This is a genomic window from Sphingopyxis indica (genome assembly GCF_032879645.1).
Classification (GTDB): Bacteria; Pseudomonadota; Alphaproteobacteria; order Sphingomonadales; family Sphingomonadaceae; genus Sphingopyxis; species Sphingopyxis indica.
Map to the genome: position 1 here is coordinate 2162633 of NZ_CP076394.1, position 23038 is coordinate 2185670.

The window sequence follows — 23038 nt, forward strand, 5'->3', positions numbered from 1 at the left end:
CGGAAATCACGGCAAAACAAGAATCTAGAGTGCCGGTTTTGATTCTATCAAAACCGAACGCACTCTAGAATCTGCCCTGTTCAGGCGGAATCATTTCCTGCTGCGGTTCAATCTCTCTATGCGATCCGCGTCCAGGTCACCGTCCGGCAAAAGATCGATACGCATCCCTTCATCGTCAGCCGGTCGCCCTTCACGCGCAGATGTGCGGTGTAATAGCGCCCGTCCTCGGGGCTATAGCCTTGTCCCTTCCAGCCGTCGCCCGTTCGCACCAGATCCCAATAGATTTGCAGCCCCTCGACCTTGCGGCTGCGCTTGGCCGCGTCGGGATTGCGCACGTCGCGCTGACCGCCCGGGGGCTCCTCGATCAACAGCCGCTCGATCCGGCCGCACATCCTGCCGCCGCACGGCGCCATCGCGACGATGCCTTTGCCGTCGTCGGTTTTCCAGCGTCCGGCAAGGCCCGCCGGCGCCGCTGCGAGCGACGGGGCGGCGATCAGGGCGCCGAGCGCCAGACCTGTCCTGTATAGCATTGCGACCTCTCCCTCTTTTGACACGCATGTCAGCAACATTGCTTGGCATCCGTCAACACTTGTCGCATGATCGCTGCCAAACATGGGGAGAGAGAGCGATGCGAGTCCTGTTCCTGCCGATCGCGGCCGCCGTCGCGGTCGCTGCCACGCCTGCCGCCGCCAAGACGATCAGCGTCAGCGCAGCAACACCGGACGCCAATGAAAAGCTGCAAGAGGCGCTGATCCTCGCCGAGCCCGGCGATGTGGTCGAACTCGGTGCGGGAGTGTGGAAACTCACCGACGGCCTGTCGCTCGACGTCGATAAGGTCACGCTGCGCGGTGCCGGGGTGAAGGACGGCGAGGGTTCGATCCTCGACTTCTCCGGCCAGCAGGGCGCGGGCGAGGGGCTGCTCGTCACCTCCGACGACGTGCTGCTCACCGATTTCGCGGTGCTCAATACCAGGGGCGACGGGATCAAGTCGAAGGATGCGAACCGCATCGTCTATCACCGGCTGCGCGTCGAATGGACCGCGGGGCCGAAGGAGACCAACGGCGCCTATGGCATCTATCCGGTCGAGAGCCGCGACGTGCTGATTGACAGCGTTTATGTCCGGGGCGCGTCCGACGCGGGCATCTATGTCGGCCAGTCGAAGAATGTCGTCGTGCGCGATTCGATCGCCAAGGAAAATGTCGCGGGGATCGAGATCGAGAATTGCTATGACGCCGACGTCCACGACAATATCGCGGTGCAGAATACCGGCGGCATCCTGGTCTTCGACCTGCCGAGCCTGCCGCAGCAGGGCGGGCACAACGTCCGCGTCTTCGACAATATCGTGCAGGACAACAGCACGCCGAACTTCGCGCCCAAGGGCAATATCGTTGCGAGCGTGCCGACCGGCACCGGGGTGCTGGTGATGGCGAACCGCCGCGTCGAAATATTCGGCAATGCGCTGGAGAATAACGGCACCGCGAATGTGATGATCGTCGGCTATCGCTATCCCTATGACGACGCGAAATATCAGCCGCTGCCGCAGGACATCCTCGTGCGCGACAATGTCCATGGCAAGGCGGGCTTTGCGCCGGCTTTCCCCGGCGGCGCCGAGATGGCGGCAGCGATGGGCGGCACGATCCCGCCGATACTGTGGGACGGTGCGGGGAGCGCGGTCGTCAACGACGACGTCGGCGTCCTGTCGCTTGGCCTGCCCGACGTTTCGACCCCGCAGAGCGAAGCGCAACCCTCGCCCGCCGACCTGAAGGGCGATGCCCCCGCCACGCTGCCCGGCGTCACCCTGCCCGCCAGCATGGAGGCCAAGGTTCAGTGAGACGTATCGCCGCCGCCCTCGCCGCGGCGCTGCTGTGTGCGAGCGGCGCGGTCGCGGTGCCCGAGGCCGGTCCCAACCAGGCGGCGATCGACGGCGATGCGATGCCGCGCAAGCTCTCCGAATTCGGGATATTTCGCGCCGGCACCAGCGAGCCGGTCGACGCGCTGCTCGGCTATACGCTGCACACGCCGCTGTTCAGCGACTATGCGCAGAAACAGCGGCTGATCTGGGTGCCGCCGGGCAAGCAGGCGACGCTTTCCGACGATGGCCATATCGACTTCCCGGTCGGCAGCATGATCGTCAAAAGCTTCGGCTGGCCCGGGCAGAATGGCGGCCGCCCGGTCGAGACGCGCCTGCTCCTCCACCGCGCGGACGGCTGGACCGCGCTGCCCTATATCTGGGATGCCGACGGCAAGGATGCGACGCTGGCGATCGCCGGGCGGCGCGTGCCCGTGACCTTCAAGGCGCCCGACGGCGCTATGCACAGCATCCCATATGCGGTGCCGAACAAAAATCAGTGCAAGGAATGCCACAGCAAGGCGGGCGAAATCGTCCCGATCGGTCCCAAGGCCGCGAATATCAATTTCGAAAATGCGCTAGACCGTCATGATTTCGCAAGGTTTTTTGCGGAGCCTCCCATTTCGGCCGACCCGATGCCGCAGTGGGACGACCCGGCGAGCGGCACGCTCGAGCGGCGCGCGCGCGCCTATCTCGACGTCAATTGCGGTCATTGCCACAACCCGCAGGGGAGCGCCTCGAACAGCGGCCTCTTCCTGCGCTGGACCGACCCCAAGGGCGTCAGTCTGGGCATCGGCAAGCGCCCGACCGCCGCGGGACGCGGCAGCGGCGGAATGGAATTCGCGATCAAGCCCGGCGATCCCGATCACAGCTTCCTGATCTATCGTCTCGAGAGCCTCGACCCCGGCATCGCGATGCCCGAGCTCGGGCGCTCGACCGTGCATAGGGAGGGTGTCGCGCTGCTCAGGCAATGGATTGCGCAGATGCCGAAGGACGGGCATTAGCCGGTTAGCTTTCCCGCCCTCGTCATTGCGAGGAGCGAAGCGACGCGGCAATCCAGCGTGGCGTAAACCGCTCTGGATTGCTTCCCCCGGCTTTCGCCGGGGTCGCAATGACGAGGCTTTGTCCAGACGCTTGCCAAAACGACCAAATAGTTTCTAGGTCTGCCTATGGCCACCCTCGTCCTCCACGATTATTTCCGCTCCTCGGCGAGCTTCCGCGTCCGCATCGCGCTCAATCTCAAAGAGCTCGACTATGATCGCGTCGAGGTCAGCCTGATTGCAGGCGAGCAGAAGAGCGACGCCTATCTCGCTCAAAATGCGCAGGGTTTCGTACCGATGCTCGTCGCCGATGGCGAGCCGATCATCCAGAGCCTCGCGATCATCGACTGGCTCGACCGCGCCTTTCCCGAGCCGCGGCTGATCCCCGACGAGGCGATGCCGCGCGCGGTCGCCCTCGCGCAGGCGCATGTCGTCGTATGCGACATCCATCCGCTCAACAATCTGCGCGTGCTCAAATATCTGACCAGGGACCTCGGGCTCAACGAGCAGACCAAGGATCATTGGTATCGCCACTGGGTCGCGGAAGGCTTCGACGCGCTCGAGGCGATGGCGGGCGAGGGGCGCTATCTGGGCGGCGACGTGCCGGGGATCGCCGACTGCTGCCTCGTCCCGCAAATGTATAATGCGCGGCGCTTCGACCTGCCGCTTGACGCTTATCCGCGCCTTGTCGCGATCGACGCGGCGTGCATGGAGCTCGAAGCCTTCCAGCGCGCGCATCCCGATGCGGTGAAGGCGGGTTAGCTCAACCGATGATCGTCATTCCGGCCTTCGCCGGAATGACCGGCCATGGGGAAGCGCGCGCATTCGGGGCTTGCGGGGCGCCGCGGCTGCGATAGGATGCGCGCTATGGCCGCCAAGACGCTGAACCTCGACCAGTTCCTTCCCTATCGCCTGTCGATCGCGTCGAACGCGCTGTCGGAACGGATCGCCGAGGAATATCAAAGCCGCTTCGGGCTCAAGATCCCCGAATGGCGGCTGATGGCGGTGCTCGGCGAAGGCCAGCCGAAGACGCAGCGCGAACTCGTCGCCGCGACGCGGATGGACAAGGTGACGGTCAACCGCGCCGCCAAGGCGCTTGCCGACCGCCAGCTGATCGCGCGGCAGGCGCATGAAGCCGATGGGCGCTCGCATCATCTGGCGCTCACCGAAACCGGCCGTTCGCTCTACGACGCCATCGGCCCCGCCGCCCTCGCGACCGAAGAACGGCTCGAATCGCATCTCAGCGCTGCCGAGCGCAAGACGCTGATGGCCATCCTTGCAAAGCTGATCAAAGCCGCCGAAGATTATGGGTGATCGCCGCTACCGCGCCGCGCCGCCGGGGGCGCTGCGCGTCGAGCCGCTGGGCGAGCTGACCGCGATCTTCGACCGGCGGTCGGTCCAGACGCATCTGGTCGTGTCGCCCATCCCCGAGATTCTCGCCGCAATGGGCGAGAAACCGTGCGACGCCGCGACCCTCGCCGCACGGCTCGCCGCCGATTTCGAGGTCGAGGCCGAAGGCGACGTGCACGCGGTCGTCGCCGAACGGCTGCGCGAACTCGCCGACCTCGGGCTGGTGGCGCCGGCGTGAGGCACGGCACGCGCATCGCGGTCGGTCCGGTGCAATTCCGCGTCGGCAGCGATTGGGCGAAACCGATCGCGGCACTCGACCGGCTCTACGCGGACTATCCGCAGCACGAGGACCGGCCCGCCGATGCGACGGTGCGACTGTTCGCGGCGCGGCCGTGGCGGCGCTGGCTGCGCCCGTCGGTGCATATCGGCGGCGATTATGTCGTCCCCGACGCGCTGCCGCTGCCGCTCTCGATGGGGCTGCTCGCCGCCGAAATGGGGATGAATTTGCAGGTCGCGCTGGGCTGGCGCCGGCACCTGCTGCTCCACGCGAGCGCGGTCGCGAAGAATGGCCGCGCGGTCATAATGTCGGGCGCGTCGGGATCGGGCAAATCGACGCTCGCCGCGCTGCTCGGCGAGGGAGGCTGGCGTCTGATGGGCGATGAATTCACGCTGATCGCGCCCGCCAGTGGCGAGGCTTTCGCCTTTCCGCGCGCGGTGAGCCTGAAGAATCAGGCGATCGCCGAGCTGGCGTCGCGCGTCGATCCGGCGCGGCTCGGGCCGCTGCTTGCCGGCACGCCCAAGGGCGACATCCGCCACCTGATCCCGCGCGCCGATGCGATCGAGACAATGCACGAGCCCGCACGGCCCGCCTTGCTCCTCTTTCCGCGCTTCGGCGGCGAGGCGGCGGTCGTGCCGATGGGCGAGGGCGAAGCCTTCGTGCGGCTCACCGAGGCGTCGACCAACTATATCGCGCTCGGCGAAGCAGGCTTCGACGCGCTGACCCGGCTGGTGCGCACCGTGCCGGCCTTCGCCATCGCCTATCCCGACAGCGCGAGCGGCATCGCGCTGGTCGAAGATCTGTGGGCGGAGGCGGCACGGTGAGTGCGATGGCAATCCTCGTAGCGCTGTTCGCCGGGCGCCGCGACGCGGCGGCGCTGGCCCCGCGCGAGTGGGACGGGGTGATCGGCGTCGCACGGGCCGAGGCGATGCTCGCGACGCTGGCGCACCGGCTCGCCGAGGTCGACGTGCCTGAACCCGTCGCACTGCTGCTCGCCGACCAGCGCCGCGCCGCCGAAGTCGCGACCGGGCAGGCGCTGTGGGAGGCCGAGATGGCGCGGCGCGCGCTCGCGCCCGAGCGGATCGAATTCGTGCTGCTGAAAGGCACCGCCTATGCCGCCGCGGGCCTGTCCTGCGCGGCGGGCCGGCAGATCGGCGACCTCGACATCCTCGTCGGCAAACACGATCTGGCGCGCACCGAAAATGCGCTGCTCAAGGCGGGGTGGGAGTGGGTGAAGTCCGATCCCTATGACGACACCTATTACCGCGCGCATATGCACGAGCTGCCACCGCTGATTCACGGGGGCCGCGACCGGATGATCGACGTCCACCACACGATCCTGCCGCGCACGCACAGGAAGACGCCCGATCCGCTCGCGATGCTCGCCGATGCGGTGCCGGCTCCGGACGGGTTCGCGGTGCTGTGTCCGACCGACATGGCGTGCCACTGCGCAGCGCACCTGCTCGCTGACGGCGATTTGCAGGGGGGATTGCGCAATTTGTGGGACTTCCACTGCCTTGCCAGCGACTTTGCCGTCGCCGATCCGGGGTTCTGGGGCAAGCTCGACGGGCGCGCCGATCAGCACGGGCTTCGAAGCGAAGTGCGCCGCGCGGCGCGGCTCGCGCGCGACCTGTTTGGCACGCTGCTTCCGTCGGGATGGGATGCGCACGACCCGACCGACCGCTGGTTTCGCCGCCGCCTGCTCGCCCGAGACGATTGGGGGCGATCGAGCGATTTCCTGCTCCAGCAGGCCTTCTACGTCCGCTCGCACTGGCTGCGGATGCCGCCGGCGATGCTCGCGCGTCATTTGTGGACCAAATGGCGCAAGCGGAGATGATCGCTGACCGTGGATGACCCTCCGTGTATCCCCGCGAAGGCGGAGGCGGCGCGTAGCGCCAACGCGGGGACCCATCTCCGGTCGGTTCAAGATGGCACCGGCAGGAGATGGGCTCCCGCCTTCGCGGGAGCACATACCTTACTTCAAAGCCTGGCGAGCAAAGGCACCAACTCGGCATAATCGCCGATTACATGGTCGGCGCCCAGATCGCCGACCGGATGGTGAAGCTGGCCGAAATCGACCGCAACGCTCGTTGCCCCGGCGCCTCGTGCCGCCATGACGTCATGGATGCTGTCGCCGACGAAGGCGGTGCGTCCGCCCCCGCACGCGGCGATCATTGCGCGAACCGGCGCGGGCGACGGCTTCGCCTTGCCGGGGCCGAGCGTGTCGCCCCCGACGATCGCCGCCATGCGGCCCGCGATCCTCAGCGCATCCAGCAAGTCGCGCGCGAGCCGCTCGAGCTTGTTGGTCACCACCGCGGTCTTCACCCCGAGCGCCGCCAGCCGGTCGAGTGCCTCGACCGCGCCCGGGAACAGCCGCGTCCGCTCGGCAACATGCGTTTCGTAATAGGCGATCAGCTCGCGATAAAGATGTCCTGAATCGTCGGGTATGCCGCCCGTCGCCGTCAGCCCCTGTTCGAGCAGATGCGCGGTGCCGAGCCCGATCATCGGCCGCACCGCCTCGACATCGAGCGGGTCGCGCCCGGCGACGGCGAGCGCATGGTTGAGCGCCGCGGCGATGTCGCCCACGCTGTCGACGAGCGTGCCGTCGAGGTCGAAGCCGACGATGGCGAAGGGAAAATCGTGCATCGCGGGCGACATGCCGCGATGCTCTGGAATCCGCAAGGATTTGCTGGCATGGCAGCGCGCATGAGCAACGCGATCGCCGCCGTCATCCTCGCCGCGGGCAAGGGCACCCGCATGAAGTCCGATCTGCACAAGGTGCTGCACCCGATCGCGGGCCGCCCGATGCTGCTGCACCTGATGGCGAGCGTCGACGAACTGAACCCCGCGAAAAAGGTGGTCGTCGTCGGCGACAAGGCGGACCAGATCGAAGCCGCGCTGAACGGGAGCGCTGCGCTCGCGGTGCAGGAGCCGCAACTCGGCACCGGCCATGCGGTGCAACAGGCCGAGGCGGCGCTGGCGGGTTTCGATGGCGACGTGCTGATCCTCTATGGCGACGTCCCCTTCGTGCCGCCTGCGACGATGCGCGCGATGATCGACCGCCTCAATGCGCCCGATACGCCCGCAGTGGTCGTCCTGGCGTTCGAGCCTGCCGACCCGCTGCAATATGGGCGCGTCATCACCGACGGTGACCGCGTCGTGAAGATGGTCGAGCACAAGGACGCGACCGAGGCCGAGCGCGCGGTGCGGCTGTGCAATTCGGGGCTGATGGCGGCGAAGGCGCGCGATCTGTTCGCGCTGCTCGCGCGCGTCACCGACGACAATGCCGCGAAGGAATATTATCTCGTCGACATCGTCAATATCGCCAACGCCGACGGGCGGCATTGTGCGGTAGCGAGGGCCGACCCGGCCGATGTCGCCGGCATCAACAGCCGCGCCGAACTCGCCGCCGCCGAGGCGCAGTGGCAGAGGTTCAAGCGCGATGAGGCGATGGCGGAGGGCGCATCGCTGCGCGCGCCCGAAACCGTGTGGTTTTCCTGGGATACCGAGCTGGGCCGCGACGTTACGATCGAGCCCAATGTCGTGTTCGGCCCCGGCGTGACGATCGCCGACAATGTCATCGTCAAGGCGTACAGCCACATCGAGGGCGCGACGATCGCGGCGGGGTGCGAGGTCGGCCCCTTCGCGCGGCTGCGTCCCGGCACGGTGCTCGGCGAAAAGGCGAAGATCGGCAATTTCGTCGAAACCAAGAAGGCCGAGCTCGGCAAGGGCGCCAAGGCGAACCATCTGACCTATCTCGGCGACGTCACGGTCGGCGCGAACGCCAATATCGGCGCGGGCACGATCACCTGCAATTATGACGGCTATTTCAAATATCGCACCGAGATCGGCGAAAATGCCTTCATCGGATCGAACAGCGCGCTCGTCGCGCCGGTGAAGATCGGGCGCGACGCGATCGTCGGCGCGGGCAGCGCGGTGACGCGCGACGTCGCCGATGGCGAGCTGCGGCTCGTGCGCGGCGAACAGCTCGTCAAGCCGGGCTGGGCCGATCGCTTCCACGACGCGATGCGCAAGAAAAAGGCGGAGAAATAGCCGCGCGGGCGAGCGGCTGCCGGGAAAAGTCTCGACTTCGGGTTTGAACCTGCCCGCACAAGGCGTATCTTCGCCAATACCGGTCCCGGCAATGCGGGGTCGATCGCACTGCTCGAGCGGCTGGGTTTCCGGCGCGAAGGGCGGCTTCGCGGCGAATGGCCGACCCATGTCGGGGTGCGCGATTCGCCGATTTTCGGGATGTTGCAGGGTGAACGGCCGGCTTGAGTCTTCGCTTTGGAGTGCCCCTTGCATCGGGAGACACGATTATGAGCGACCGCTACGACGGCAAACCTTTCCTGATTCTGATCGACGCCTGGGTGCTCGATGCGATCGGCCACCTCGACGCCGACTGGCAGGCGACGGTCGAGGCGATGGAGCCGCAACTGCGCCAGACCTTCGGCGGCGAGGGCGCGTGGCAGGACATCGTCGCCGAACAGATGAAATTTCCCGACGGGCTCGGCGCGCAGGTCGAGCGCATCTGGCTCGACGGCAAGGCGCGGTTCGAGGAAGCACGCGGCGAGGCGCCCAATCCGGTGGCCTTTGCGCAGATGTTCGTCGACAGGAATTTCCAGCGCGCAGAGTGAATGTCACCGCGATGCTTGCAATGATATCATGATATGATATCTATATATCATGACTCGCATCTTGACCGAAATCCCCGACGAAGACGTGCAAAAGCTGGATGCGCTCGCGGCGCGGACCAACCGGTCACGCGCTGCCGCCATTCGCGAGGCCGTGCGGCTCTACCTCGTTCAGAATAGCGGCAGCACCGACTGGATCGCGCGCGGGGCAGGCTATTGGAAGGACCGGGCCGACATCGGCGATGCGGTCGGCTATCAGCGCGCGCTTCGCGAAGACCGCGATTCATTCGATTGAGCGCCCGTGTCCGATCCCTTTTTCGATACCAATATTCTGATCGACTGGTTGAAAGACCGGCCGCAGGCGAGCGCCGAACTGTCGCGCTACAAGCGGCATCGCATCAGCCGCATCGTGTGGACCGAAATATTGGCGGGCGAAGCGCTTGAGGGCCGCGATGCGGTGCAGCAACTGCTCGCGCCTTTCGAAATCGTCGAGATCGACGCGCGGATCGCTTCGGCCGCTGCCGACATCCGCCATCGCACGCGAATGAAACTGCTCGACGCCTATGTTCTGGCGACCGCGCAGGTGAACGGCGCGATATTGATTACCCGCAATAGCAAGGATTTTCCGGCGAACATGCCGGGCATCCGCATTCCTTACACAATCTGACAAGAAAGCCCTCCAACCATGTGCGGAATCATCGGAATCATCGGCAAGGAAGCGGTGGCGGACCGGCTCGTCGACGGCCTCAGGCGCATGGAATATCGCGGCTATGATTCCGCAGGTGTCTGCACGGTGGAGGGCGGCGAGCTGATCCGCCGCCGCGCCGAGGGCAAGCTCGCCAATCTGGTCAGAGAACTTGGCGTCAACCCGGCTCCCGGCAATGTCGGTATCGCGCACACGCGCTGGGCGACGCACGGCGCGCCGACGACGAGCAACGCGCACCCCCACGCGACCGGCGAGGTCGCGCTCGTCCACAATGGCATCATCGAGAATTTCAAGCCGCTGCGCGAGGCGCTGGCCGGTCGCGGCCGCAAATTCGAGAGCGAGACCGATACCGAGGTCGTCGCGCATCTCGTTTCCGAACAGGTCGAAGCGGGCCATTCCCCCGCCGATGCCGTGAAGGCGGTGCTGCCGCAACTGCGCGGTGCCTTCGCGCTCGCGATCGCCTTTCGCAGCCACCCCGACCTCTTGATCGGTGCGCGGCTCGGCTCGCCGCTCGTCGTCGGCTATGGCGAAGGGGAGACCTATCTGGGCTCCGACGCGCTGGCGCTTGCGCCGCTGACCCAGCGGATATCCTATCTCGAAGAGGGCGACTGGGTCATCATCGGGCGCGAAGGCGCGAAGATATTCGATAGCGAAAACAATCCGGTGAGACGCGAAGTTACGACGTCGGGCGTCACTGCGGCGGCGGTCGAGAAGGGCAATTACCGCCACTTCATGCAAAAGGAGATTTTCGAGCAGCCGACGGTGGTCGCGCAGACGCTCTCCTCCTACATCCGCCCGCTCGAACAAACGGTCGCGCTGCCGCAGATGGATTTTGACCTCAGCAAGATCGACCGCATCACCATCGTCGCCTGCGGCACCAGCTTCTATGCCGGGATGGTCGCCAAATATTGGTTCGAGCAATTCGCGCGCGTGCCGGTCGACATCGACGTCGCGTCGGAGTTCCGCTATCGCGACCCCGTACTGCAACCCGGCGGACTCGCGCTCTTCATCTCGCAGTCGGGCGAGACCGCCGACACGCTTGCCGCGCTGCGGCACTGCAAGGCGGCGGGGCAGACGATCGCGGTCGTCGTCAACGTGCCGACGAGCAGCATGGCGCGCGAGGCCGATCTGCTGCTCCCGACGCACGCGGGGCCGGAGATCGGCGTCGCCTCGACCAAGGCCTTCACCTGCCAGCTCGCGGTGCTCGCCGCGCTTGCGGCGCATCTGGCGCTCAAGAAGGGCAAGCTGTCGGCCGATGAGGAGCGCGAGATCGTCAAGCATCTGATCGAGGCGCCCGCTGCGCTCAATGCCGCGCTCGCGCACGACGAGGACATTGCGGCAATGGCGCACCTCGTCGCCCCCGCGCGTGACGTGCTCTACCTCGGGCGCGGACCCGATTATCCGCTCGCGCTCGAGGGCGCACTAAAACTCAAGGAAATCAGCTACATCCACGCCGAAGGCTATGCGTCGGGCGAGATGAAGCACGGCCCGATCGCGCTGATCGACGAAGCCGTGCCGGTGATCGTTCTCGCGCCGTCGGGCCCGCTCTTCGAAAAGACCGTCAGCAATATGCAAGAAGTGATGGCGCGCGGCGGCAAGGTCGTGCTGATCAGCGACGCCGACGGCATCGCCGAAGCCGGCGAGGGCTGCATGGCGACGATCGAAATGCCCAGGGTTCACCCGCTGATCGCGCCGCTTGTCTATGCCGTGCCGGTGCAGCTGCTCGCCTATCATGTTGCGGTGGCAAAGGGCACCGATGTCGACCAGCCGCGCAATCTGGCGAAGTCGGTGACGGTTGAATGAGCTGGGAAGCCTCCTGCCACTGCGGCGCCGTCTCGATCCGCCTTGCCAAGGCGCCCGAAGAGGTCGCCGAGTGCAATTGCTCGCTCTGCTTTTCGCACGGCATCCTGTGGGCCTATTATTCGCCGCGCGATGTCGTGATCGAGGGGGCGACGCGGACCTATAACCGCGCCGATCGCGCCAGCCCCAATTCGGACCTGCATTTCTGCGCGACCTGCGGCTGCTCGACGCACTGGTCGGCGACCGAGGGGTTGATAGAGCGGATGGGCGGCGAGGTCGACCTGATGGGCGTCAATATGCGCCTGTTCGGCCCCGCGCAGCTCAGCGGGATCAGGCTGGTCTTTCCCGACGGACGCGGCTGGTCGGGCGAGGGGCCGTGGGACTATGCGCGCGATGCAGAGGTCATGCCCTGACGCCATGTCCTTCGCTGCCATCATCTTCGATTTCGACGGCGTGATCGCCGACAGCGAGGTGCGCGCGAACCGGTCGCTCTCCGAAAGCCTGACCGCGATCGGGATGCCCGCGACCTATGAGGACTGTCTGCGCGACTATTACGGGCATAATTGGCAGGAGACGGCGCGGCGGATCGAGGCGCGCTTCGGGCGGCCGCTGCCCGCCGTGAGAACGGCGGAGCAATATTCGACCACGGTAGCGGCGGGATAGTCCTGCTGCGGGCGGCGTAAAAGTCGTCCACCTTGAAGCCTTTCTGCCGAGTCAGGGAGGTGTGGGGATCTACAGCGTGGAACTTTATCTTCAGGTCCGTCTGGCTTGCGCGGATGGCATGAGCCAACGGGCGGCGGCGAAGCGTTTCAATGTGTCGCGCGATACGGTACGCAAGATGCTGTCGTTTTCATCGCCGCCGGGTTACCGGCGCCAGTCCGTACCGCAGCGCCCGAAGCTGGACGGGTTTGTGGCGATCATTGATGGATGGCTTGAGGGTGACCGCAGTGTCCCGCGCAAGCAACGCCATACGGCGAAGCGGGTATTCGACCGTTTGCGCACCGAGCATGGTTTCACCGGCGGCTATACGATCATCAAGGATTACATCCGGGAGCGCGAACAGCGCAGCCGGGAGATGTTCGTGCCGCTGGCGCACCCTGCGGGAGATGCGCAGGCCGATTTCGGGGAAGCGCTGGTGGAGATCGGCGGGGTGGAGCAGAAGGCCTACTTCTTCGCGCTCGATCTGCCGCACAGTGATGCCTGCTATGTGCGGGCCTATCCGGCGGCGGTGGCGGAGGCCTGGGTGGACGGACACGTGCATGCCTTCGCGTTTTTCGGCGCGGTACCGCGCTCGATCGTCTATGACAACGATCGCTGCCTTGTGGCGAAGATCCTGCCCGACGGCACGCGGCAGCGTGCAACATTGTTCAGCGCTTTCCTGTCACATTACGTGATCCGCGACCGCTATGCTCGCCCGGGCAAGGGGAACGAGAAGGGCAATGTGGAGGGGCTGGTAGGCTATTGCCGGCGCAACTTCATGGTGCCGATCCCGAAGTTCCCGACCTGGGAGGCGTTCAACCTGTGGCTGGAGGAGCAATGCCGCGAGCGCCAGCAGGACAAGGTGCGCGGGCAGAGCGAGACGATCGGTGAGCGGCTGCAGCGCGATCTCGCGGCCATGCAGCCTCTGCCCGCTACACCCTTCGAGGCCTGCGATCAGAAAGGCGGGCGGGTCTCCTCGCAATCCCTGGTGCGCTACAGGACCAACGATTATTCGGTTCCGGTGGCCTGGGGCCATCAGGAGGTCTGGATCAGGGCCTATGTCGATGAGGTGGTGATCGGCTGCCGCAGCGAAGTCATCGCCCGTCATCCTCGTTGCTATGCCCGCGAGGAGGTTGCCTTCGACCCGCTCCATTATCTCCCGCTGATCGAGCAGAAGATCAACGCATTCGACCAGGCTGCGCCTTTGCAGGGCTGGGACCTGCCCGAAGCGTTCACGACACTGCAGCGGTTGATGGAAGGGCGCATGCACAAACATGGCAAGCGCGAATATGTGCAGGTACTGCGCCTGCTGGAAACGTTCACCCTCGCCGATCTCCAGGCGGCGGTCGAACAGGCCATCGATCTTGGCGCCATCGGCTTCGATGCCGTCAAGCACCTCGTCCTGTGCCGGATCGAACGCGTACCGCCCAGGCTGGACCTGGACGTCTATCCCTTCCTGCCACGCACCACGGTCGAGAAGACCTTTGCCAGAGCCTATCTGAGCCTGCTCTCCGACCGGCAGGAGGCCGCATGAGCGATCAGGCCCCGGAGATCCTTCTCGCTCACCATCTCAAGGCGCTCAAGCTGCCTACGTGCCTGCGTGAGCATCACAAGCTCGCGCGGCAATGTGCCGCTGAAGGCGTCGATCATATCCGCTTCCTCGCCCGCCTCGTCGAGATGGAAATGATCGACAGGGAGCGTCGCATGGTCGAGCGGCGCATCAAGGCCGCGCGCTTCCCCGCCGTCAAAAGCCTCGACAGCTTCGACTTCGCCGCCATCCCCAGGCTCAACAAGATGCAGGTGCTCGAGATGGCGCGCTGCGAGTGGATCGAGCGGCGTGAGAACGCCATCGCTCTGGGGCCATCAGGCACCGGAAAGACGCACGTAGCGTTGGGGCTCGGACTGGCAGCATGCCAGAAAGGACTGTCGGTGGGCTTCACCACCGCGGCAGCGCTGGTCAGCGAAATGATGGAGGCCCGCGACGAGCGCCGTCTTCTGCGCTTCCAGAAGCAGATGGCCGGATACAAGCTGCTCATCATCGACGAACTGGGCTTTGTGCCGCTCTCCAAGACCGGCGCCGAACTGTTGTTCGAGCTGATCTCCCAGCGTTACGAACGCGGCTCCACCTTCATCACCAGCAACCTGCCCTTCGACGAATGGACCGAAACCTTCGGATCTGAGCGTCTCACAGGCGCGCTCCTCGATCGCCTGACCCATCACGTCAGCATCCTCGAGATGAACGGCGAAAGCTATCGCCTCGCGCACAGCCGGGCCCGCAAGGCCAAAACCAGACCCTGAAAATTACACCAATGCCGGGGGGAGTGGCCCTCGGGCTACGCCCTCACGCCACTCCCCCCGGCATGTAACACGATGGCCTGGTTTTACGCCGCCGAATGGCCGACTTTTGCTCCGCCGTTGACACCACTTTCAATATCGTCCCCAGCGCCGGGAAGAGGTCGAACAGCCCCATCAGCCCCACGCCGACCAGCACGATCATCAGCATGAAGCCGAGCCCGACGCCCAGCGCGTGCGGAACAGTGCGGCGCAGCCCGAAATTGGCGCCCGATGCCATCAGCATCATATTGTTCGGCCCCGGCGTGATCGACGAGACGAAGGCGAAAGCCGAAAGGGCGAGAAGAGCGGTTTGATTCATGCGGCGCAATATAATCAGGAAAGGCGCGCCGTGGATTGCAAAGATGTCTTCTAATCGGCTAGAATTTGCAATCCATGAGCAAGATGGACGCCATAGACCGCAAGATATTGCGCGAACTGACCCGCGACGGTCGCATATCCAATATCGAGCTCGCCGACCGCGTCGGCCTGTCGCCCTCGGCCTGCCTGCGCCGGGTGCAGGAACTCGAACGCTGCGGGGCGATCAAAGGGTATCGCGCGGTGATCGACCCCGCGAAGCTGGGGCTGACCTTCATCGCCTATGTCACCGTCGGCCTGTCGTCGCACACCAAGGCCTCGCAGGCGGGGTTCGAAGCGGCGATGGCCGAAGCGCCCGAGGTGCGCGAGTGCCACAACATCACCGGGACGATCGAATATCTGCTGCGCGTCGAAACGGAGAATCTGGCGACTTACAAGCATTTTCACACCGAAGTGCTCGGCGTGCTGCCGCAGGTCCATTCGATCACCACCTATGTGCTGATGGACTCGCCGAAGGACGAGCGGGGGTAGATAGCAAACCCCTCCTCTTCAGAGGAGGGGCAGCGAGACTTACGCGCTTTGCGCGTTAGTCGCAGCGGGGTGGTGCCTGATCTCTTGCGTGCTGTCGCGCGCCACCACCGGCGTCGGGTGAACAGTCCCCCGGACTGTTCAGGTCGGTCCGGGGGACCGACCGACCCGACACCCCCCTCCTCTGAAGAGGAGGGGCTTTACGGCTTGAACCGCCGCCCCACCCACCGCATATCGGTTGCATGCCGAAACTTTCCTTTCTCGACCTCGTGCCCGTCACCGACACCGGCACGATCGCCCGGTCGCTCGCCAACGCCGCGGATCTCGCTCGCCATGCCGAGGCGCTCGGCTACCATCGCTATTGGGTCGCCGAGCATCACGGCATGGCGGGTATTGCAAGTGCGGCGACCGCGGTGGTGCTCGCGCATATTGGCCACGCCACCGCGACGATGCGCATCGGCGCGGGCGGGATCATGCTGCCCAACCACGCGCCGATGGTGATCGCCGAACAGTTCGGCACGCTCGAGGCGCTGTTTCCCGGCCGCGTCGATCTGGGGCTCGGCCGTGCGCCCGGATCGGACCAGCGCGTCGCGCACGCGCTGCGTCGCACGCTCGCGAGCGACGAGCGGCAATTCCCGCAGGATGTGGTAGAATTGCAGGCGTTTCTCGCCGGCGACGAACGCCTCGGCATCCGCGCGGTGCCGGGCGAGGGGAGCAGGGTGCCGCTGTGGATCCTGGGGTCGAGTCTGTTCGGTGCGCAGCTCGCCGCGGCGCTCGGGCTGCCCTATGCCTTTGCCAGCCATTTCGCGCCCGACGCGCTCGACGAGGCGCTCGACGTCTATCGCCGCCAGTTCAAGCCGTCGGAGCAGCTTTCCGAACCCTATGCCGCCGCGGCGTTCAACGTCTTCGCCGCCGACACGCGCGAGGAGGCCGAACTGCTCACCAGTTCGCAGCAACAGGCCTTCGTTGCGCTGCGCACCGGCAATCCGGGGCGGATGAAGCCGCCGCTCGCGGGCTATAAGGACAGCCTGCCGCCGAACGCGCGGGCCATTCTCGACCATGTGCTGCAATGTTCGGCGACCGGAACGGTCGACGATGTCGCGGCGGGGCTGAAGGCCTTCGTCGAGCGGACCGGCGTCGACGAGGTGATTGTGGCCTCTTCCATGTACGATCACGCCGCGCGCAAACATTCGCTGGCGCTGGCGATGGAGGCGGCGAAAGCGCTGTGACGACCGATGCGATGCCCCCGGTTTCATCATATTCGGTGGTTCCGAGCCCCGTGTTGACGCGGCTCCGGCTGCGGCAGTATAGGAGCGGCCCGACCGAGGGCGGCCCGCATGGGGTCGCCTTTTTGCTTTGTCTGCTCACGAAAGGTGCAAGCCATGTCGATCACGCCGCTGATGCCCGTCTATCCCCGGTGCGCGGTGCGTCCGGTCCGCGGCGAGGGGGCCTATCTGATCGGCGAGCGCGGCGAGCGTTATCTGGACTTTGCAAGCGGCATCGCGGTCAATCTGCTCGGCCACGGCCATCCGCATCTGACGCAGGCGATTCAGGAGCAGGCGGCGACGCTGATGCATGTGTCGAACCTCTACGGCAGTCCGCAGGGCGAGGCTTTTGCCGCGCGGCTCGTCGAGCATACGTTCGCCGATACCGTCTTCTTCACCAATTCGGGCGCCGAGGCGGTCGAGTGCGCGATCAAGACCGCGCGCGCCTATCATTCGAGCGCGGGCAATGCCGAAAAGCATGTTCTGATCACCTTCAACAATGCCTTCCATGGGCGCACGCTCGGCACGATCTCTGCGACCAATCAGGAAAAGCTGCGCAAGGGGTTCGAGCCGCTGCTGCCGGGCTTTGCCTATGCGCCGTTCGACGACCTCAACGCGGCGCTCGACCTCGTCGACGACAATACCGCCGGTTTCCTCGTCGAGCCGATCCAGGGCGAGGGCGGCATCCGCCCGGCGTCGCAGCCCTTCCTTCAGGCGCTGCGCGACATCTGCAACGAACGCGACCTGATGCTGATCTTCGACGAGGTCCAGTGCGGCGTCGCGCGCACCGGCACGCTCTATGCCTATGAACAATATGGCATCGCCCCCGACATCATGGCGAGTGCGAAGGGCATCGGCGGCGGCTTCCCGCTCGGCGCGTGCCTCGCGACCGAAAAGGCGGCGCGCGGCATGGTGATCGGCACCCATGGCTCGACCTATGGTGGCAACCCGCTCGCGATGGCGGCGGGGCAGGCGGTGTTCGACGTGATCCTCGAGGACGGGTTTCTCGACCAGGTCAAGGCGACCGGCGAGCGGCTGCGCGGGGCGCTCGAGCAGCTGATCCCCAACCATGACGGGCTGTTCGACAGCGTGCGCGGCATGGGATTGATGCTCGGGATCAAGATGACATCGGAAAGCCGCCCCTTCGTCGCGCATCTGCGCGACAATCACGGGCTGCTGACCGTCGCGGCGGGCGACAATGTCGTGCGCATCCTGCCGCCGCTCAACATCGAGCAAAGCCATATCGACGAGTGCATCGAGAAATTGTCGGCGGGCGCGGCGAGCTATACGCCGCCGGAAAGCTGATGCGGCACTTCCTGAACCTGTCGGACGCCGGCGCCGATTCGGTGGCGGCGATGCTGTCCGATGCGATCGACCGCAAGGCGGCGCGCGCCGGTTGGCCAAAGGGGCGGGCCGATGCCGACGCCCCGCTCGCCGATCATGTGCTGGCGATGATCTTCGAGAAAAGTTCGACGCGCACCCGCGTGTCGTTCGACATGGCGATGCGCCAGCTCGGCGGCAGCGCGATCGTCATGGACGCGGGCTCGATGCAGCTCGGCCGCGGTGAAACGATCGCCGACACCGCGCGCGTCCTGTCGCGCTATGTCGATGCGATCATGATCCGCACCGACGATCATGCGAAGATCGAGGAACTCGCCGCCTATTCGAGCGTGCCGGTCATCAACGGGCTGACCGACCTGTCGCATCCGTGCCAGATCGCCGCCGACCTGCTGACTTTGGTCGAGCATGGCAAGGCGCTCCCGGGGCTCGAGCTGGCGTGGCTCGGCGACGGCAACAATGTCCTCACCTCGCTGATCGAGGCGGCGGGCCTGTTCGGCTTCAACATCCGCGCCGGCGTGCCGCAGGGCTATGAACCCGATGCGTCCTTCGTCGAGGCGGCGCGGGCCAGGGGTGCGCGCGTCGACCTCGTGCGCGACGCGCGCGAGGCCGTTGCGGGCGCGGACGTCGTCGTCACCGACACCTGGGTGTCGATGGGGCAGGATCATGCGCACAACAAGCTCGCCGCGATGGCGCCCTTTCAGGTCGACGAACGGCTGATGGGCGAAGCGAAAGACGATGCGCTCTTCCTCCACTGCCTGCCCGCGCACCGCGGCGAGGAAGTCGTCGATGCGGTGATCGACGGCAAGCAGTCGCGCGTCTGGGATGAGGCCGAGAACCGCGTCCATGCGCAAAAATCGGTGCTTTTGTGGGCGCTTGAAAAGCTGTGAGCGAAACGACCGAAACCTGGTTCGACCAACCGCTCGCCTTCACCATCGCCGAACGCCATGTTCGCGGGCGGTTGGTGCGGCTTTGCCCGGTGCTCAACACGATCATGACGGCGCACAGCTACCCGCCCGCCGCCGAAAAGCTGCTCGCCGAAGCGCTGGTGCTGACCGTCCTGCTCGGCTCGACGCTCAAGGATGCGGGAAGCCAGCTGACCTTGCAGGCGCAGACCGGCGGCGGTCCGGTCGAATTGCTCGTCTGCGACTATAAGGACGGCGAACTGCGCGGCTATCTGAAGTTCGACGCCGAACGGCTGGCCGAGGTCGGCAGCGATCCGACGCTGTTCGCGCTCTTCGGCGAAGGCTTTCTGGCGATCACCTTCGACCAGGCCGCGACCGGCGAGCGTTATCAGGGGATCGTGCCGCTCGAAGGAACGTCGATTGGCGACGCGGCCGAACATTATTTCGAACAGTCCGAACAAATCCCCAGCCTGATCAAGCTGTCGTCGCGCCACGATGCGGAGGCGGGATGCGTCGCCGGCGGACTGCTGCTCCAGCATCTGCCCGAGGGCGAGGTCGGCCGAGACCGTCTCCATGTCCGGCACGACCATCCCGAGTGGGAACATGCGCGGACGATCGCCGAAACGCTGAAGGGCGACGAACTCACCGACCCCGCGACCTCGCTCGAAACGCTCGCCTGGCGCCTGTTTCACGAGGAAGAGGTGCGCATCGAGCCCGGTGCCGCCATATCGCGCGGTTGCCGGTGCAGCACCGGCTATTTCGCCGGCGTGCTCGCCAAATTTCCCGAAGCCGAGCGGCGTGACATGGCCGACGAGGCGGGGGTGATCCGGATCGACTGTGCCTTCTGTTCGCGCATCTTCCCGGTTCCGCTCGACGAGATTTCGGCCGCCTCCTGACCCGCCGGCCCCGGCCGCGCATCGACGAAGCGAGGCATATCGTCGCCAAGCGGTTGAAATGTCACGAGGGCGTTGTTATCTCGGCCGCCGTGCAGGGGTCGCATTCTTGCCGAATGGCGTCGTTGGACAGGTGGATATGGCGATCGTCTCTCCCAAATCGCGTTACATTTTCGCCCTCGGAGCGCTGATCGGCGCCGGCTCGGTCGCGGCACCGGCGCAGGCGCCGTCGCTTGCGATGCTCGACCGGCTCGAAAAGGGCCGGTGGGAACTGACCGAGCGCGGTCAGCAAAAGCCGCTCCAGACGATGTGCCTCGGCGATGCGCGCAAGATGATCCAGATCCATCATCCGCGCGGCGAATGCTCGCGCTATGTGATCGAGGACCGTCCGGACTCGGTGACCGTCCACTATACCTGCCCCGGCGCTGGGCACGGCCGCACGACCATCCGTGCCGAAACCAACCGCCTCGTGCAGATCGACACGCAAGGGATCGCAGGCGGCAAGCCCTTCTCGCAGGCGATCGAGGCGCGCCGCGTCGGCCCCTGCGGCTGACGGCTCAAACGGTAACGCCGAATTAACCATTCATGCTGCATAAGGGCGGCACGACGCACCGATGTGTGTTCTTCTCCCTAACGGCATTATGCCAAACTGGGTCGTATGGCACTTTGCCCTGCGGCCCATTTCTTTGTTGCGCCGCAGCACACGCCCTTGCACGCGCCGCCGCCGGGGCGTATCGGGCGCCTATGCAGATGATGCACGGAAAGACGATGATCGTCCTGCTTTCGGGCGGGCTCGACTCGATGGTATGCGCCGGTCTGGCGCGCGAAGCGGGCGCGCGGATCGTCGCGCTGACGGTCGATTACAACCAGCGCCACCGCGTCGAGCTCGAATCCGCGGCGCGGATCGCCGCCGCGGTCGGCGCCGCCGAGCATATCGTCCTGCCGCTCGATTTGCGGCGCTTCGGCGGTTCGGCGCTGACCGACGATATAGCGGTGCCCAAGGAAGGTGTGTCGCAAGACGATATTCCGGTCACCTATGTTCCCGCGCGCAACCTGATTTTTCTGTCGCTGACGCTGGGCCTTGCCGAAGCACGGCTTGCGCAGGACATCGCGATCGGGGTCAATGCGCTCGACTATTCGGGCTATCCCGACTGCCGCCCCGAATTCATCGCCGGGTTCGAGGCGCTGGCGCGGCTCGCGACGCGCGACGGCGACAAGGGCGTCGATTTCAAGATCCACGCCCCGCTTCAGCACATGACCAAGGCCGACATCGCGGCAGAGGCGGCGCGGCTCGGCATGGACGCCGGGATGAGCTGGTCGTGCTACGACCCGACGCCGGCGGGGCTGCACTGCGGCCAGTGCGACAGCTGCCGCCTGCGCCACAAGGGCTTCGTCGACGCCGGGCTCGCCGATCCGACGCGCTACGCCGTCGCGGTGTGATCCGATGGCCTATGCGGTCAAGGAAATCTTCCTCACCCTGCAGGGCGAGGGTGTGCAGGCGGGGCGCCGCGCGGTCTTCTGCCGCTTCGCCGGCTGCAATCTGTGGACCGGACGCGAGCAGGATCGCGCCAAGGCGATCTGCCAATTCTGCGACACCGATTTCGTCGGCACCGACGGAACGCTCGGCGGCAAATATGCCGATGCGGCGGCGCTGGTGCGCATCATCGCCGAATGTTGGGGCGAGGGCGGGGACGACCGCTTCGTCGTGCTGACCGGCGGCGAACCGATGCTGCAGGTCGATGATGCGCTGATCGACGCGCTCCACGCGGCGGGCTTTACGATCGCGATCGAAAGCAATGGCACGCAGGCGGTGCCGCGCAGCATCGACTGGATCTGCATCAGTCCCAAGGCTGGAAGCGAACTTGTGCAGACGAGCGGCGACGAGCTGAAGCTCGTCTGGCCGCAGCCGGGCAGCGATGTCGACCGGCTCGCGGCGCTCGACTTCCGCCACCGGCTGATCCAGCCGCTCGACGATCCGAACGCCGCGGCGAACGTCCGCGCGTGCATCGACCTCGTGATGGCCGATCCGCGCTGGCGCCTGTCGCTCCAGGCGCACAAGGCGCTCGGGCTGCGCTGAGGGTCAGTCGGCGCCGGTTTTGCTTGCCGCGTCGGGCGTGACCGACTGCTTGACCTTGGGGGCCGGGACGGCGTCGGGATCGGCCTTTTCCTCGCTCTCTTCGGTGGCCGCCGCCGCCTCGTCGTCGGCCTTCTTCCCGGCGGGCTTCGCCGTGTCGCCCGCGGGCACGCTGTCGTCGACCGCGGTGCCGTCGATATTCGTATCGTCGAGCACGATCATCGAATCGCTGATCGTGCCGGGCTCAACCTCGACCGCGTCGAGCTTGGTCGTCGTCTTGTTCGTCGAATCGCTCCCGCCACAGGCGGCGAGCGTCAAAAGGAGCGCGGCGGGCAGGATAAGGCGGGTCATGGGCCTGTCCTAATCGCTCGGCGAAAGCTTGTCGAGAAAGGCGGGCAGGCTTGCGTGCAGCGCCGCGTCCACCGCCGCGAAATCGGCGTCGATGCCGAGCGCGGCGAGGCTCGTCACCGGAAATTCGGCGATCCCGCACGGCACGATGCCGCCGAAATGCGAGAGGTCGGGAGCGACGTTGAGCGAGAAGCCGTGCAGCGTCACCCAGCGACGCACGCGCACGCCGATCGCCCCGATCTTCGCCTCGCGCCCTTGCGGATCGTCGGTCCAGATGCCGATGCGCCCCTCGGCGCGGCGCGCGGCGACCCCGAAGCTACCCAGCGTGTCGATCACCCAGCCTTCGAGCGCCGAAACGAAGCCGCGCACGTCGCGCCCGCGCTGCGCAAGGTCGAGCTGGACATAGCCGACGCGCTGGCCGGGGCCGTGATAGGTATAGCGCCCGCCGCGCCCCGCATCATAGACCGGAAAGCGCGGATCGAGCAGTTCGGCGGGGTCGGCGCTCGTTCCCGCGGTGTAGAGCGGCGGATGCTCGAGCAGCCAGATGCGTTCGCGCGCTTCGCCGGCATGGATCGCGGCGGCGCGGGCCTCCATGTCCGCAAGCGCCCCCTCATAGCCGGTGAGGCCGGGCGACACGGTCCATTCGGGCAGGGTGGGGTGGGTCATCGCGCGCCTCTGCACCC

General features: G+C 66.0%; 30 protein-coding genes. 25 read left to right on the forward strand and 5 right to left on the reverse strand.

Annotated features, from left to right (window positions below; all coding sequences use genetic code 11):
* Positions 1-116: 116 nt before the first annotated feature.
* Entirely contained in the window at positions 117-530 is a 414-nt protein-coding gene (locus KNJ79_RS10215) for a DUF2147 domain-containing protein (RefSeq protein WP_170935414.1), read from the reverse strand.
* A 98-nt stretch (positions 531-628) separates the two neighbouring features.
* Here KNJ79_RS10215 and KNJ79_RS10220 point away from each other — a divergent pair, with 98 nt between their 5' ends.
* The 7 genes from KNJ79_RS10220 (at position 629) to KNJ79_RS10250 (ending at position 6353) form a co-directional block, all read left to right on the forward strand.
* Positions 629-1831 (forward strand): parallel beta-helix domain-containing protein, encoded by a 1203-nt coding sequence (locus KNJ79_RS10220; RefSeq protein ID WP_317150982.1) that lies wholly within the window; start codon positions 629-631, stop codon positions 1829-1831.
* Positions 1828-2853 carry an SO2930 family diheme c-type cytochrome gene (locus KNJ79_RS10225; RefSeq protein WP_089214492.1) on the forward strand — a complete coding sequence of 342 codons (1026 nt, stop codon included), beginning with the start codon at positions 1828-1830 and terminating at the stop codon, positions 2851-2853. The genes KNJ79_RS10220 and KNJ79_RS10225 overlap by 4 nt, the downstream gene beginning before the upstream one ends.
* A 165-nt stretch (positions 2854-3018) precedes the next feature.
* A complete protein-coding gene (gene maiA / locus KNJ79_RS10230) occupies positions 3019-3651 on the forward strand; it encodes a maleylacetoacetate isomerase (RefSeq protein ID WP_317150983.1) in 633 nt (210 codons plus the stop codon).
* Between the two features lie 105 nt (positions 3652-3756).
* Positions 3757-4203, forward strand: coding sequence for a MarR family winged helix-turn-helix transcriptional regulator (locus tag KNJ79_RS10235; protein ID WP_317150984.1), 447 nt, complete (start codon positions 3757-3759; stop codon positions 4201-4203).
* Positions 4196-4477: an HPr-rel-A system PqqD family peptide chaperone gene (locus KNJ79_RS10240; protein ID WP_317150985.1), complete on the forward strand. Its 282-nt coding sequence runs from the start codon at positions 4196-4198 to the stop codon at positions 4475-4477. Before KNJ79_RS10235 ends, KNJ79_RS10240 begins: the two co-directional genes overlap by 8 nt.
* Complete coding sequence (locus KNJ79_RS10245) at positions 4474-5340, forward strand: HprK-related kinase A (protein WP_317150986.1); 867 nt, start codon at positions 4474-4476, stop codon at positions 5338-5340. The genes KNJ79_RS10240 and KNJ79_RS10245 overlap by 4 nt, the downstream gene beginning before the upstream one ends.
* Positions 5341-5345: 5 nt before the next feature.
* Positions 5346-6353 carry a nucleotidyltransferase domain-containing protein gene (locus tag KNJ79_RS10250; protein ID WP_317150987.1) on the forward strand — a complete coding sequence of 336 codons (1008 nt, stop codon included), beginning with the start codon at positions 5346-5348 and terminating at the stop codon, positions 6351-6353.
* 143 nt (positions 6354-6496) lie between these two features.
* Here KNJ79_RS10250 and KNJ79_RS10255 read toward each other — a convergent pair whose 3' ends face one another.
* Complete coding sequence (locus KNJ79_RS10255; RefSeq protein WP_317150988.1) at positions 6497-7162, reverse strand: HAD-IA family hydrolase; 666 nt, start codon at positions 7160-7162, stop codon at positions 6497-6499.
* A gap of 48 nt (positions 7163-7210) precedes the next feature.
* Here KNJ79_RS10255 and glmU point away from each other — a divergent pair, with 48 nt between their 5' ends.
* From glmU to istB, 10 genes are all read left to right on the forward strand, one after another.
* Positions 7211-8569, forward strand: a complete 1359-nt coding sequence (gene glmU, locus KNJ79_RS10260) for a bifunctional UDP-N-acetylglucosamine diphosphorylase/glucosamine-1-phosphate N-acetyltransferase GlmU (RefSeq protein WP_317150989.1) — start codon at positions 7211-7213, stop codon at positions 8567-8569.
* 66 nt (positions 8570-8635) lie between these two features.
* The gene (locus KNJ79_RS22515; protein ID WP_394357175.1) at positions 8636-8794 is read left to right on the forward strand and encodes a GNAT family N-acetyltransferase; all 159 of its coding nucleotides are present in this window, start codon (positions 8636-8638) and stop codon (positions 8792-8794) included.
* A 41-nt stretch (positions 8795-8835) separates the two neighbouring features.
* Positions 8836-9153, forward strand: a complete 318-nt coding sequence (locus KNJ79_RS10265) for a hypothetical protein (protein WP_089214497.1) — start codon at positions 8836-8838, stop codon at positions 9151-9153.
* A 49-nt stretch (positions 9154-9202) separates the two neighbouring features.
* Positions 9203-9445: a CopG family ribbon-helix-helix protein gene (locus KNJ79_RS10270; RefSeq protein WP_317150990.1), complete on the forward strand. Its 243-nt coding sequence runs from the start codon at positions 9203-9205 to the stop codon at positions 9443-9445.
* A 6-nt stretch (positions 9446-9451) separates the two neighbouring features.
* Entirely contained in the window at positions 9452-9817 is a 366-nt protein-coding gene (locus tag KNJ79_RS10275; RefSeq protein WP_317150991.1) for a type II toxin-antitoxin system VapC family toxin, read from the forward strand.
* Positions 9818-9835: 18 nt separating this feature from the next.
* Positions 9836-11659, forward strand: coding sequence for a glutamine--fructose-6-phosphate transaminase (isomerizing) (gene glmS, locus KNJ79_RS10280; RefSeq protein ID WP_317150992.1), 1824 nt, complete (start codon positions 9836-9838; stop codon positions 11657-11659).
* A complete protein-coding gene (locus KNJ79_RS10285; protein WP_212541882.1) occupies positions 11656-12069 on the forward strand; it encodes a GFA family protein in 414 nt (137 codons plus the stop codon). The genes glmS and KNJ79_RS10285 overlap by 4 nt, the downstream gene beginning before the upstream one ends.
* Before the next feature lie 4 nt (positions 12070-12073).
* Positions 12074-12319: an HAD hydrolase-like protein gene (locus tag KNJ79_RS10290; protein WP_317150993.1), complete on the forward strand. Its 246-nt coding sequence runs from the start codon at positions 12074-12076 to the stop codon at positions 12317-12319.
* Between the two features lie 76 nt (positions 12320-12395).
* Complete coding sequence (gene istA / locus KNJ79_RS10295) at positions 12396-13889, forward strand: IS21 family transposase (RefSeq protein WP_031294232.1); 1494 nt, start codon at positions 12396-12398, stop codon at positions 13887-13889.
* A complete protein-coding gene (gene istB / locus KNJ79_RS10300) occupies positions 13886-14653 on the forward strand; it encodes an IS21-like element ISSsp5 family helper ATPase IstB (RefSeq protein ID WP_007686288.1) in 768 nt (255 codons plus the stop codon). The genes istA and istB overlap by 4 nt, the downstream gene beginning before the upstream one ends.
* Before the next feature lie 43 nt (positions 14654-14696).
* On the opposite strand, the gene KNJ79_RS10305 is transcribed toward istB, so the two are convergent.
* Positions 14697-15008, reverse strand: a complete 312-nt coding sequence (locus KNJ79_RS10305; RefSeq protein WP_317150994.1) for a LysE family translocator — start codon at positions 15006-15008, stop codon at positions 14697-14699.
* A 74-nt stretch (positions 15009-15082) separates the two neighbouring features.
* Between KNJ79_RS10305 and KNJ79_RS10310 the strand changes: the two genes are divergently transcribed.
* The 8 genes from KNJ79_RS10310 (at position 15083) to queE (ending at position 22010) form a co-directional block, all read left to right on the forward strand.
* Positions 15083-15535 carry an Lrp/AsnC family transcriptional regulator gene (locus KNJ79_RS10310; protein ID WP_317150995.1) on the forward strand — a complete coding sequence of 151 codons (453 nt, stop codon included), beginning with the start codon at positions 15083-15085 and terminating at the stop codon, positions 15533-15535.
* A gap of 239 nt (positions 15536-15774) precedes the next feature.
* A complete protein-coding gene (locus tag KNJ79_RS10315) occupies positions 15775-16761 on the forward strand; it encodes an LLM class flavin-dependent oxidoreductase (protein ID WP_317150996.1) in 987 nt (328 codons plus the stop codon).
* 153 nt (positions 16762-16914) lie between these two features.
* Complete coding sequence (locus KNJ79_RS10320; protein ID WP_089214506.1) at positions 16915-18102, forward strand: aspartate aminotransferase family protein; 1188 nt, start codon at positions 16915-16917, stop codon at positions 18100-18102.
* The gene (argF, locus tag KNJ79_RS10325) at positions 18099-19025 is read left to right on the forward strand and encodes an ornithine carbamoyltransferase (protein ID WP_317153905.1); all 927 of its coding nucleotides are present in this window, start codon (positions 18099-18101) and stop codon (positions 19023-19025) included. The genes KNJ79_RS10320 and argF overlap by 4 nt, the downstream gene beginning before the upstream one ends.
* A complete protein-coding gene (gene hslO, locus KNJ79_RS10330; protein WP_317150997.1) occupies positions 19022-19936 on the forward strand; it encodes an Hsp33 family molecular chaperone HslO in 915 nt (304 codons plus the stop codon). Before argF ends, hslO begins: the two co-directional genes overlap by 4 nt.
* A 136-nt stretch (positions 19937-20072) precedes the next feature.
* Positions 20073-20486 carry a DUF3617 domain-containing protein gene (locus KNJ79_RS10335; RefSeq protein ID WP_089214508.1) on the forward strand — a complete coding sequence of 138 codons (414 nt, stop codon included), beginning with the start codon at positions 20073-20075 and terminating at the stop codon, positions 20484-20486.
* A gap of 191 nt (positions 20487-20677) precedes the next feature.
* A complete protein-coding gene (queC, locus tag KNJ79_RS10340; protein ID WP_317150998.1) occupies positions 20678-21373 on the forward strand; it encodes a 7-cyano-7-deazaguanine synthase QueC in 696 nt (231 codons plus the stop codon).
* Positions 21374-21377: 4 nt separating this feature from the next.
* Complete coding sequence (gene queE / locus KNJ79_RS10345; RefSeq protein WP_317150999.1) at positions 21378-22010, forward strand: 7-carboxy-7-deazaguanine synthase; 633 nt, start codon at positions 21378-21380, stop codon at positions 22008-22010.
* 3 nt (positions 22011-22013) lie between these two features.
* Here the strand turns inward: queE and KNJ79_RS10350 are convergent, their stop codons facing one another.
* The gene (locus KNJ79_RS10350) at positions 22014-22358 is read right to left on the reverse strand and encodes a hypothetical protein (RefSeq protein ID WP_317151000.1); all 345 of its coding nucleotides are present in this window, start codon (positions 22356-22358) and stop codon (positions 22014-22016) included.
* A 9-nt stretch (positions 22359-22367) separates the two neighbouring features.
* Positions 22368-23021, reverse strand: a complete 654-nt coding sequence (gene lipB / locus KNJ79_RS10355; protein ID WP_317151001.1) for a lipoyl(octanoyl) transferase LipB — start codon at positions 23019-23021, stop codon at positions 22368-22370.
* Positions 23022-23038: the final 17 nt, after the last annotated feature.